This window comes from Companilactobacillus zhachilii (genome assembly GCF_003606365.2).
Taxonomy (GTDB): Bacteria; Bacillota; Bacilli; order Lactobacillales; family Lactobacillaceae; genus Companilactobacillus; species Companilactobacillus zhachilii.
Genome location: NZ_CP031933.2, coordinates 2338108 through 2350525, shown reverse-complemented (window position 1 = coordinate 2350525; position 12418 = coordinate 2338108). Strand labels below are relative to the sequence as shown.

The window sequence follows — 12418 nt, the reverse complement described above, 5'->3', positions numbered from 1 at the left end:
TTTCCGGTTAGTTTATTATTTTGTCAATAATGGTTAGAATGATAAGATACGGGGTATATTCTGCATCTTTTGACACATAGTCAAAAAATAAACTAGCATCATCACGTGTGACTCAACAAATAAGGGTGTTTTTAATCATGCATACAAAAAGATCTATTGCGGTATATTTTTTACAGTTAATATTTATTGTCCTATCAGCGTTTTTAGTAGGATATCTTTTGAGTTATTCGCAAACCGCTTCAGTACAGACTACGAATGGAATTTTATTTAAGACAAACGTTGCACCATACTTGGTCACAGCATTAATCTTAACGTTACTTTATTTAGGTGTTTATGGATTATTTAATCGCTTCTTTTATGCGACGGCAGTCTTTTACGTTTTCTTTGCCATTTATATTGTCGCCAATAAGTTAAAAGTTATTTATCGTTCTGAACCCGTTTTACCTAATGACTTGAAGTTCATATCGGATGCTAAGGCAATGTTGCCAATGATTAGCACTAAGATTCTTGTCTTAGCAGTTGTGGCAATTTTGTTGATTGTTACGATATGCGTTATGTTAGAGAAAATTTTTTCCAAAGAATTACTGCGTTTTAACATCGTTACAAGAATCATTCTAGTGTTACTAGCGGGACTTAGTATTGGTGGCTTTTATAATGTTAACCAAGAGGGTTCAACAATCAATAAATTGATGTCCAAAGTTGGTTATTCTAATTTTACGCCGAATATTAGTATGACAGCCACAACGAATGGTCCGTTACTAACCTTTTTAGGTAATATGCATGTAGATATCATGGATAAACCTAGTGGTTATAACGAAGCCACGATGAATAAATTAGTGAAAAAATATCGTAACGTTGCAAATGGGATTAATCAAAATCGACCTAATAACGATTTACACAAACAGACGTTGATTTTTGTTCTGAGTGAAAGTTTTGCGGATCCAAGTCGAGTTCCCAATATTAAGCTTAACCAAGAAGCTGCACCTAAAATTATGAATATTAAGAAGGAGAACACTTCCGGCTTAATGCTAAGTTCAGGTTACGGTGGCGGGACTGCCAATATGGAATATATGACTTTTACCGGCTTAGCTTATAACCAGTTCTCCAAATCATTGCAATCACCATATACACAGTTAGTTACAAAGCAAGATCATCCTGTGAATATTGTTAATAGTTTCAATACATCGGCTGCCATTCACCCATATCACGGTAATTTCTACGATCGTCAAACCGTCTATCCTAAATTTGGCTTTCAAACATTCCGTAATATTGATTCAACTGGTAAATTGGCACTGAAATACACTGATACTATTGGCGGTGATCCCTTTGTCAGTGATGAGGCTTCATATAAAAATACGCTTTGGCAAGTTAATCAAACTAAGGGCGGACAGTTTATTAGTTTAGTGACGATGCAAAATCACATGCCTTATAACGTTATGTATGACAATGACCAATTTACAGTTCTCGATGGTAAAGCCGCCGAGATACCACAACAAGTTTCTAATTATGCTAAAAGTATTAACTTTACGGATGATTCCACACAGGCCTTTTTAGATAAATTGGATAAAATTAAAAAGCCAATTACAGTTGTTTGGTACGGCGATCATTTACCAGGTCTATATGCCAAAAATTCGATGAAAAAGTATAACGTCGTTCAACACGAAACGGATTACTTTATTTATAGTAATAAATACGCCATTGATCACGGCAAAGGTACGCGAAAGCTTACCGATTCAACCGAAGTAACTGATCCCAATGGTTTTATTCCGTTAGCTTTGAAGCAGATGCAACAAAAAGTTACACCGTATTATGCTTTGTTAACAAAAGTTCAAGAAGAAATTCCTGCCATGGCAAAAAATAGTGTGGGTAAAAATGAAAACTTGTACGTAGATGCTGATAGTAAGCAAGTTACAACCAAGGACTTAACTGATAAACAAAAGAAATTATTGCACGATTATAAATTAGTTCAATACGATTTGACCGTCGGTAAAGGTTATAGTAAGAAAACAATCAATAAGTAGATTCTTTACTAATGCGTGTGGAGTTCCGCCTCCAAGAGCAAGAAATTTTGGTCGCTATGGGGACCGCCTGGAGCCAAGGTCCCCAGGCTCGATTTTGAACTTCGAGAAAATCGCTCGAATTTCAAAAGTCGTCCCGTGGTGTAAGTGCTAAAGCACTAACGCCACCTACACAGCGACCAAAATTTCTTGCTCTTTCCGGCTGGTTCATTCTTTGTTTTTGAATCAATAGTGAACAATTTTCAGTATTATTTTATGTCACTGATAACTAAAGTTATAGGATATGTGATTATACTTGAATTTTAAAATCATAGTCAAAAACCAACTACACCACGCGTTTTATTAATGTGTCGTGATAGGTGCCTTTACAGCAACCTAAATTAGGCTAATTATATTAAATTCAAATATAAAGGATAAATTTGGTAATTAAATTACTGGATTCGTCCTTTTTTTATTATATTCAATTTCAAATAATACAAGTCTTGTCTATCTAATTAGTTAAGGTTTGTTTTCAAATTGGTTTGATAAGAATTTATTCTGATATGGATAAATAATTTAAGAGTACGGTTGTTCCAGAATCCTATCAGGACGGTAATAAAAGCCATGGAAAATGTTTGAGTTATTAAGCTATTCTTGAGTTAATAAAGAACTAGTCGGAAGATTCGGACAGTGGTTACTGGCAGTGAAAGTGGTGTTAGGACGACCGCTTTTGTCGTTCTTACAGCACAGGGCGCGTTTAAGACTTGCCGAACTTGCAAGGCTTAAACCGAGGTCCGAGACCTTGGCTCGGGCCGTTCCGCACTGCCAGTAACCACTGTCCGAATCTGGAGACGGCAACTAACCAAATTCGATAAAGAACTTAAAAATCAGCACATGAAAACATTTACATTTTTTGAAGCCCCAAAATGAGAGTACACTGAAGATATTCATTTACAAAAATTTGGGGGATGACATTAAGTTTTGAATTTAAAGGGTTTTCTTTACATATTGATACCAACATTCTTATTCAGTTCAATGGAAATTGCATTGAAGATTGCTGGAGGACAGTTCAATCCAATCGAATTGAATTTTATTCGTTTCTTGATTGGTGGATTGGCTTTATTACCATTTACAATTCTTTACCTGAAGAAGAACAATGTTCATATCGATAGATCAGGTTGGTTCAAGATTGCGTTAACTGGTTTCGTTATCGTTGTTTTGAGTATGACACTTTATCAACTTTCAATTGGAATGACAAAAGCATCTGTCATTGCCATTATGTTGAGTGCCAACCCAATCTTTGGTTTGATCATTGGTTTCGTATTTCTCAAAGAAAAATTATCCAGAACTAATGTTTTAGCATTGATTTTAACTTTGGTAGGTCTATTAGTTATTATCAACCCATTCCATCTATCCGGGGCTATGGGCATCATCTTAGGACTTTTGTCCTCAATTATCTTTGGTATTTACGGTGTTATGTCACGTGTTTATGGTGGCAAACTTGACTTAAACGGTCTATCAATGACTTGTTTAGCATTCTTGTTTGGTGCTACTGAATTAGGAATTTTAATGGGTATTACTCATATTCCTGCAGTTGCTGAAGCTATTCCTAGCGGCTTTTCTGAATTTAGTAGAATTCCATATTTCCAAGGCATTAGCCTTCAAACATTACCATTGATTCTTTATATTTCTGTACTTGTTACTGGTGTAGCTTTTGGTTTGTATTTCTTATCAATGGAAAAAGTTGGTATCTTGCAAGCCTCATTAATTTTCTTAGTAAAACCAGCTTTGGCACCAGTCCTAGCACTATTAGTTTTAGGTGAATCAATGACAGCCAATACCATTGTTGGTATCGTGATAATTTTACTTGGTTCATTGATCACACTTATTGGCGAAAAGATTGCTTACAGTGTTATGGCTATCTTTAGACGTAATAATCCGGAAGCACATCCTCAAGTTGATGAATTAGAAGTTGTTAAAGATAAAATTGAAAACAGTGAACTTGCTAAACGCCGTAAAGCAACTGAAGCAGCGGTTCGCAATTCATTAGAAGAAGAACGCGAAAGTCGCGAGTTACCTTCAGAAGATTAAAATATAAAAATAAGATTATGCAAAATATGCATAATCTTATTTTTTTAGTTTCATTGAGCTATTATAAAGGTAACGGTTTCAAAACAACCCGATTGTAATGTGGAGGTTTAATGTTAATGGATGAATTGATTAAAATCGGTAACACAGATGTAACGAGTAAGAAAATCGGCCTAGGAACTAACAAGGTTGGTGGACATAATCTTTTTAAGAATCTAAAAGATGAGGACGGTTATGCGGTTGTTAAGGAAGCAATCGACAGTGGAATTACGACATTAGATACAGCTTACGTGTATGGTGTGGGTCGTTCTGAGGAAATCATTGGTGATGTGATTCAAAACTATGACCGTAGTAAATTGGTTATTGCAACTAAAGGCGCTCAAGATCCTGATAATGATTTAAAGAATAATAATGATCCTGAGTTTTTGAAAAGAGCTGTAGATGATTCATTGAAACGCCTTAAAACTGATTATATTGATATTTTTTATATTCATTTTCCAGATGAAAAAACGCCAAAGAATGAGGCTGTAGCTGCATTAAATGAGCTTAAACAAGCAGGCAAGATTAGAGCTATTGGAGTTTCAAACTTTTCCTTAGATCAAATTAAAGAGGCTAATCAAGAGGGGTTAGTTGATATCGTTGAGGACAATTACAGTCTGTTGCACCGGGATGCAGAAAAAGAATTGTTCCCATATTTGCGGAAAAATAATATTTCATTCGTACCATATTTCCCACTAGCATCAGGTTTGTTAACTGGAAAGTATAGTGCTGCGGATGCTAAGAAGTTTAGTCAATATACACCATCTCAGTTTGATAAAGTTTTGGCAGCAATTGATTCAGTACGTAAATTGGCTAAGAAATACGACGCTACTGTTGCCCAAGTTGTACTTGCTTGGTACATGAAGAATCCTGACATTTCTATTGTTATCCCAGGTGCAAGAAAGCCAGAACAAGTTGAGCAAAATGTTAAAGCATTGAACGTAGATTTAGGGAATACCGATTATCATACAATTGACGAAGCATTTTCCGATTTCGAATAGAGAGTATTTATAATAAGGGAGAAATAGTATTATGGCAAAAAAAGTAGTTATTTTTGGAGCAAATGGCTTTTTAGGAAGTGAGTTTGCTAAAGCATTTATTGAAAATGGTGATTCAGTAACAAGTGTTTCAAGAACCGGAGAACCTCTAGGCAACGATGCTTGGCACAAACAAGTTGATTGGAAGATTGGGAATGCTTTGTCAAAGGGATTCTGGAGTGAAAATCTAAAAGATGCCGATGTAGTTGTGGACACAATTGGAGAATATAAAGAACAACCAAATGAGAATTTAACCTTTGAAAAAGTTAACTATCAAAGTGCTTTGAATATTGCCGATGCAGCAGAAGAGAACAAAGTTCCTGTCTTTGTTTATATTTCAGCTGAAGATATTCCTAACGCCAACAAGCGTTATATTCAAACAAAACGCGATGCTGAAGCTAACCTAAATAAGCGTGATTTCAGAACCGTTATTATTCGTCCAACGACGATGGTAACAAGCGATGATAAAGTAGATACAGACGAGAAGTATCACAGCATTGGAGTTGATATGGTAGCATTGGTTGGGATTGATGCCGTTGAAAATTCTAAGAAGAACGTGACACTTGGAATCGAAGAATTGGATAATGACGAAGTAAATGAATAGATGACGATTGGTGTTGGTTAAATATGCCGCCACAAGGAGCAAGAAATTCAGGTCGCTGTGGGGACCGATTCGAGCCAGAGTGCGGTCTCGAATCTCGATTTTGAGCCTTGCAAAAACCGCAAGTCTCAAAACTCGTCCCGTGGTGTAAAGGCTAAAGCCTTAACGCCACCTTCACAGCGACCTAAATTTCTTACTCCCGGAGGCGGCATACCAAAAAAATACCATTATTTTAAGAAAACGTTTTTAAGCTCTATTTATAGAAAATGATAAGTTGTAAAATATATCTTTGTGTTTTATTAATTTTTTTATCGGGGAGCTTATTATGGAAGATTTGGAACCAAAAAAGAGCTATATTAGCTGGCCAATTCTTGCCTTAATGGATTTTGTTACTGTAATCGGTTTTGATGATTTAACTTATAACTTTCAAAACCAAGGTATGGGTGTTATTACTTCATGGATTATCATGCTATTTTTATATGTCATCCCATATTCATTAATGGTTGGTCAATTAGGATCAGTTTTCAATCACGAAGGTGGCGGTTTGACGTCATGGGTTCGTGGTACTAGTGGGGAATTTTTAGGCTATTTTACTGCTTGGACTTATTGGGCAGCTTCAATTCCTTATGTGGTCGATACGGCCAATTCAATTGTCGTTGGTCTAGGTTGGGCATACTTCGGGGATGCTCGTTTGCAAGATCATATGTCAAATGGCTGGTTTGCTTTTTGGACATTAGCCACATTTATTGTCTTTATTTTTGTACAGTCACGTTTCAAGCGTTCATTGGAATTCTTGAGTACTATTGGTGGAATTGCCATGTTTGGAATGACTGTTTTATTCGTGTTAATGACTTTTACAGCCTTAGCTCGTGGTGGTCATATTGCTACACAACCAATGAATATTCACACGATTATTCCTAAGTTTGATTTGCATTATCTAACGACCGTTGGTTTATTGATCTATGCGGTTAATGGTGCAGAATTGATTGCACCGTTCGTTACGAAAATGCGTCATCCTAAACGAGAATTTCCTAAGGCTATGATTATGTTAGCTGTTATGACAGCTTTCTTAACAATCTTTGGATCATTCTCACTAGGCGTTTTCTTCAATGCCTATCATTTACCAAATGATTTGAAGATGAATGGCTCATATTATGCGTTCCAAGCGTTAGGTGAGCAATATCATCTGGGTAATTTATTAATGTATATTTTTGCTTGGACCGAAGTTTTCTATTTGGCAGCTTTGTTAGCCGTCTTGTTGGATGCAATGACCAGAATGTTGATTTCAGATACTGGCGCCAAGTATATGCCAAAAGTTTTGCGTAAAACTAATGGTAATGGATTACCAGTTAATGGTTACTTACTAACTTGTGGATTGAGTGCCTTTATTATGTTATTAGGTATTTTCTTGCCAAGTATGAATGATATTTTTAACTGGCTCTTGAACTTGAACGGAATTATTTCACCAGGTGTTACTTGCTGGATTTTCTTTGCATTTATTAAGATTCGTCAAGATAGTAAAAAGTATCCATCAGATTATGTTTATATCAAAAATGACAAGTTAGCATTGTCAGTCGGTTGGTGGTGTTTGATTGTCACAGCCTTGGCAACTATTTTTGGAATTGGACCACAAGATGTTAAATTTGGTGGTTCAACTTGGTGGTATGAATTAGTTATTAACTTTGTCGCAATTATTGTATTGATTGGATTAGGAGTAGTCTTGCCATATGTAACTCGTCGTGAAGAACGTAGTACAACAGGTTCTGCCTTTACACGTCTTCAATGGAGTGGAATTTTGGCAGCATTGTTCCTAACGATTGTTGGTGATTTATACTTAGGTGGTTCAAATTATCAACATAATATTGTCTCAATTGTTGGTATTAGTATTTTGGGGATTATTTTGGTAATTGTCTTTGGTTGGAAAGAATATAACTTGATTGAAGATTAGTTTTTTTGAAATATGCCGCCTCCAGAAGCAAGAAAAATTAGGTCGCTGTGGGGACCGATTCGAGCCTTGCATAGACCGCAAGTCTCAAAAGTCGTCCCGTGGTGTAGGCGCTGAAGCGCCAACGCCACCTTCACAGCGACCTAATTTTCTTGCTTCTTCCGGCTAGGTTATTGTGGATAGATGGTCGGATTACTTGAATTTCATGGTGTAAATTTTGTTACTTTTATGTCAATGATGATTAGAGTTTCAAATCTTAAAGGAGAGGATTAGTATCTTTTGTAGGTATTTTGTCCGAATCCGAAAATAAATAAGGCTAGATATTTTTCTTGGTATAAATCCAGAAAAATATCTAGCCTTTTTTGATTGTAATCAATTTCAAATAATGTAGCACTGGTTTATCAGATTAGTTAGTTTGACTGTATAAAAAATAACAAACGTATTAGTCTCTGGGCGCAAGAAATATTGGCAGCAGTGCAGGTGGCGTTATGGCTTTAGCCATTACACCACGGGACGAGCTTTGAAACTCGCGTACTTTGCGAGGTTCAAAGTCGAGATTCGAGACCTTGGCTCGAATCGGTCCCCACAGCGCCAATATTTCTTGCGCCCAGAGACGGCAACTATTTAGTATTCGTTTGGGTCAGCGATTGCTGGTTCATACTCATCCATATCAGCATCGCGATAATCCCACCACTCGTTTTCATAGCCAATGAAACCTGCTTTTTCCATAGCAGTATTGAGAATTTGATAATTCTTTTCTGCTTTGGGAGACCAGGTGGAATTTCGATGAGCTTTTTCACTGAAATCATCAAATGGTGTGGGCATGGTTAATTCATTTCCGTCTAAGTCGCAGAGCGTCACGTCGAAGGTCACACCTTTTTGATGTGAGAAATTGGGATTAGGTTTAGCGACAAAGGTTGGATCAGGATAAACTTGAAATAATTTTTCTTGAGCTTTAACTGGTCGATAGGCGTCCCAAATCTTAATTCGGTAACCTTGGTTTCTTAAGTCTGCATTGGCAATAGCCAGTTTTTTTGCAGTTCCAGTTCGAGCGATTGCTGTGGTAAAATCATAAATTATTTTATTAGTAAAATTATTGGTAGTGGCGTAGCGCAGGTCGACAATAATGCTGGAATCAAGAGCTTGAATGTTAGTAAAACCAGTTTGTAATTGTGGCATGTGGCACCTCCGTTTTGTGTCTGAATATGTATCACATGTATTATATCGAATTATATTTGAAGAAGCTCCTAGTATCTGATAGACTTTGGAAAAACTGGACGCTAGTTTATGGCTAAGGAAGATATTCGACAAGATATTAACGACAATCAGGCTAACTGGAATGATCGTGCAAAGGTTCATATCAATTCAAAATTTTACGACGTTGAGAATTTAATAAATGATTCTCATAAAATTTCAGAGACGACGCTACATGATTACGATGTTCTCAAGCCTTTTTTGCCAAATAGTAATATTTCAGGGTTAGATTTGTTACATCTTCAGTGTCATATTGGGACAGATACATTGTCGTGGAAGCGTTTGGGTGCCAAGAAAGTTTTTGGTTTAGACTTTTCGAATCGGTCGTTACGTTATGCTCAAGAGATTGCCCAAAAAGCTCAAGCGGAAATTACATATGTCCAAGGGGATGCCCGTTTTGCGTCTGATAAAATTACTGACAAATTTGATGTGATTGTAACTAGTATGGGAACGATTACGTGGCTACCTGAATTAGATAACTGGGCAAAATCAATCTACCAACTTTTGAAAGATGGTGGAACGTTCATGATTAGAGATGATCATCCGATTTTAAATACCTTAAATTTTGAAACGTTTAATATGACGGCGGATTACTTCAATCTTGATGTTGATACTTATAGAAGTGACGAATCGTATACTGATAATGCTGGAATTAAAATCACCCATACACTAAACCATAATTGGAATCATGATTTTCAAGAAATAACATCCGCCTTATTGAAAGCTGGATTAACGATTGAATTTTTAGGTGAATATCCGCGAACTGAATGGCCAGCCTTGAAAGATTTGGTTCAAAAAGATGGCTGGTTTGTATTGCCGGAAGATGCTCCACAAATTCCGTTGACATTTGCCTTGGTAGTTAAAAAGCTTTAATAGACACTAGGTTATTTTGGTTGGTCAATCTGAGTAAAATATTTTTATATCCTAGCTTCTTCTTTTATGGTAAAATATTTCGAGTTGCTTAACTTTCCATAATGTATACCAAAAGGTCAATCTCAAGGATTGCGGTCATGTCGGGTAAGTAAGCGCTTAAATTTTTTGATATTTTTAAATCATTTTTCTACTATTAAGCTTAAAATATTGTATATTTGAAGTAACCGTTAGGTGAATAAATTAGAAAGAATGATTTATTTTCACTTGAGGAAAACGCCATGACAGAATTAGATACAAAGAAGAAGTATATCAGCTGGCCAGTATTGGCCCTTATGGATTTTGTGACAGTTGTTGGGTTCGATGACCTGACTTACAACTTCCAAAATCAGGGAATGGGCGTAATAACGTCCTGGATCATTATGATTCTCCTGTATGTTATTCCGTATTCATTAATGGTAGGCCAACTTGGCTCGACGTTTGATGATGATGGAGGCGGGTTAACATCATGGGTAAGAGAAACTAGTGGGGAATTCTTAGGTTACTTCGCAGCTTGGACATATTGGGCTGCTTCAATTCCTTACGTTGTTGATACCGCGAATACAATTGCTGTGGCAATGGGCTGGGTCGTTAATGGCGATGCACGTTTGCAGACACAGATGTCGAATAGTCATTTCGCATTATTCACGTTATTGATTTTTATTTTCTTCATAATTATTCAATCCCGCTTTGAGCGATCACTTGAAGTACTGAGTACTATCGGTGGAATTGCCATGTTTGGAATGACGGTTTTATTCGTTTTGATGACTGTGACGGCACTGTCGATGGGTGGTCATATTGCGACGAAACCATTGACGGTTCATACAATCGTACCAACATTTAATTTGCATTATTTAACTACCTTAGGGTTTTTGATTTTTGCAATTAATGGTGCCGAGAGAATTGCGCCCTTTGTAACAAAGATGCGTAATCCTAACCGTGACTTTCCTAAAGCAATGATTATGTTGTCCATCATGACGGGATTTTTGACCATTTTCGGATCATTTTCTCTGGGCGTATTTTTCAACGCTTACCATTTACCAGATGATTTGAAAATCAATGGTTCCTATTATGCCTTTCAAGCCTTGGGTCAAAGATTCCACATGGGCAATACATTAATGTATCTCTTCGCCTTTACAGAAATCTTTTATTTAGCAGCTTTGTTGGCTGTTTTGCTAAATGCAATGACTAGAATGTTGATTTCTGATACGGGTAATCGTTATATGCCAAAGTTCTTGCGGAAAACAAATTCAGCAGGCTTGCCAATTAACGGTTATCTACTAACGGTTGGTTTGAGTGCTTTCATTATGTTTTTAGGTATTTTGTTACCTAATATGAAAGATATCTTTAATTGGCTATTAAATTTAAATGGAATTATTTCGCCAGGGGTAACTTGTTGGATTTTCTGGTCTTATATTAAGATTAGAATGGATGACGATAAGTATAAGTCTGGATATGTTTATATAAAAAATAAAACAATGTCGTTGGCAGTCGGCTGGTGGTGTCTGTTAGTTACAGGCGTTGCGACGATTGCAGCGATTGGACCACAAGATGTTCCGTTTGGTTCATCAATGTGGTGGTATGAATTGGTGATAAATTTTGTAGCCATTATTGTTTTAATTGGCTTAGGATTTGTATTACCATACATAACAAAGAGAGAAAGACGCAGTCAAACTGGTACAGCCTTTACGAAAATACAACGTTTCGGAATTGGTGTGGCAGTTATGGCAACGTTATTAGGCGATTTGTATTTGGGCGATGCCAATTTCAATCGTAACATTGGGTATATCATTTTATTAACAGCCGCAGGACTCATACTGACGATAGCTATGGGTTGGCGCGAACATGATTTGAAGGAGAGTCTTGAATAGTAGTATTCAGGGCTTTTTTTGTATGCCGCCTGCAGGAGCAAGAAAATTTAGGTCGCTGTGGGGACCGACAAAAGCCAAGGTCTTTTGTCTCGATTTTGAGCCTTGCATAAACCGCAAGTCTCAAAAGTCGTCCCGTGGTGTAATGGCTAAAGCCATAACGCCACCTTCACGGCGACCTAAATTTTCTTGCTCCTTCCGGCTAGTTTATTTGGTGGTTTGGATGTTGTTGATTAATAAATTTTAATAGCTGGGTATCGGAGATGAAAGTATATAACAGCATTAGATTGTATCAATTCAATGATTTCAAGATTTTATCAGGTATTATATGATATTCGAATTATCATAATGTTTTTCAGTTTAAAAAAGCTAGTCGGAAGAGTAGAGAAACAGTTACTGGCGGTGAAAGTGGTGTTAGGACGACTGATTTTGTCGTTCTTACAGCACCGGACGTGTTGGAGACTTGCTGGTCTTGCAAGGCTTCAACCGAGGTCCGAGACCTTGGCTCGGGCTGTTCCGCACTGCCAGTGACTGCTTCTCTGCTCTGGAGACGGCATACTTAAAGACACGTTCTTTAGAAAATAAAATGAGCATATTTTTACATCTAGTTATTAAAACTAGATTGAATAGTTAAGATAACTATGATAAATTATAACAGTAATTACAAAAGGAGTGCGTAC

Annotated in this window: 8 protein-coding genes; 7 read left to right on the top strand and 1 reads right to left on the bottom strand. The window is 36.8% G+C overall.

The window, feature by feature from the left end:
- Positions 1 to 218 precede the first annotated feature (218 nt).
- From D1B17_RS10865 to D1B17_RS10845, 5 genes are all read left to right on the top strand, one after another.
- Positions 219 to 2021 carry an LTA synthase family protein gene (locus D1B17_RS10865; RefSeq protein ID WP_166806674.1) on the top strand — a complete coding sequence of 601 codons (1803 nt, stop codon included), beginning with the start codon at positions 219 to 221 and terminating at the stop codon, positions 2019 to 2021.
- A 1011-nt stretch (positions 2022 to 3032) separates the two neighbouring features.
- Positions 3033 to 4088 carry a DMT family transporter gene (locus tag D1B17_RS10860; protein ID WP_240704406.1) on the top strand — a complete coding sequence of 352 codons (1056 nt, stop codon included), beginning with the start codon at positions 3033 to 3035 and terminating at the stop codon, positions 4086 to 4088.
- Between the two features lie 116 nt (positions 4089 to 4204).
- Positions 4205 to 5125, top strand: a complete 921-nt coding sequence (locus D1B17_RS10855; protein WP_120141711.1) for an aldo/keto reductase — start codon at positions 4205 to 4207, stop codon at positions 5123 to 5125.
- Positions 5126 to 5156: 31 nt separating this feature from the next.
- Entirely contained in the window at positions 5157 to 5765 is a 609-nt protein-coding gene (locus D1B17_RS10850; RefSeq protein ID WP_120141712.1) for an NAD-dependent epimerase/dehydratase family protein, read from the top strand.
- A 322-nt stretch (positions 5766 to 6087) separates the two neighbouring features.
- Positions 6088 to 7710 carry an APC family permease gene (locus tag D1B17_RS10845; RefSeq protein ID WP_120141713.1) on the top strand — a complete coding sequence of 541 codons (1623 nt, stop codon included), beginning with the start codon at positions 6088 to 6090 and terminating at the stop codon, positions 7708 to 7710.
- A gap of 621 nt (positions 7711 to 8331) precedes the next feature.
- On the opposite strand, the gene D1B17_RS10840 is transcribed toward D1B17_RS10845, so the two are convergent.
- Positions 8332 to 8886 carry a M15 family metallopeptidase gene (locus tag D1B17_RS10840; RefSeq protein WP_120141714.1) on the bottom strand — a complete coding sequence of 185 codons (555 nt, stop codon included), beginning with the start codon at positions 8884 to 8886 and terminating at the stop codon, positions 8332 to 8334.
- A gap of 108 nt (positions 8887 to 8994) precedes the next feature.
- On the opposite strand from D1B17_RS10840, the gene D1B17_RS10835 reads away from it, so the two are divergent.
- Together D1B17_RS10835 and D1B17_RS10830 are read left to right on the top strand one after the other, a co-directional pair.
- Complete coding sequence (locus tag D1B17_RS10835) at positions 8995 to 9834, top strand: class I SAM-dependent methyltransferase (RefSeq protein ID WP_120141715.1); 840 nt, start codon at positions 8995 to 8997, stop codon at positions 9832 to 9834.
- A 278-nt stretch (positions 9835 to 10112) separates the two neighbouring features.
- Positions 10113 to 11741, top strand: coding sequence for an APC family permease (locus D1B17_RS10830; RefSeq protein ID WP_166806673.1), 1629 nt, complete (start codon positions 10113 to 10115; stop codon positions 11739 to 11741).
- Positions 11742 to 12418 lie beyond the last annotated feature (677 nt).

Coding starts and splice junctions, on each gene's coding strand:
- D1B17_RS10860 (WP_240704406.1), top strand. CDS start 3,033: ATGGAAATTGCATTGAAGATTGCTGGAGGACAGTTCAATCCAATCGAA.
- D1B17_RS10850 (WP_120141712.1), top strand. CDS start 5,157: ATGGCAAAAAAAGTAGTTATTTTTGGAGCAAATGGCTTTTTAGGAAGT.
- D1B17_RS10855 (WP_120141711.1), top strand. CDS start 4,205: ATGGATGAATTGATTAAAATCGGTAACACAGATGTAACGAGTAAGAAA.
- D1B17_RS10830 (WP_166806673.1), top strand. CDS start 10,113: ATGACAGAATTAGATACAAAGAAGAAGTATATCAGCTGGCCAGTATTG.
- D1B17_RS10840 (WP_120141714.1), bottom strand. CDS start 8,886: ATGCCACAATTACAAACTGGTTTTACTAACATTCAAGCTCTTGATTCC.
- D1B17_RS10835 (WP_120141715.1), top strand. CDS start 8,995: ATGGCTAAGGAAGATATTCGACAAGATATTAACGACAATCAGGCTAAC.
- D1B17_RS10845 (WP_120141713.1), top strand. CDS start 6,088: ATGGAAGATTTGGAACCAAAAAAGAGCTATATTAGCTGGCCAATTCTT.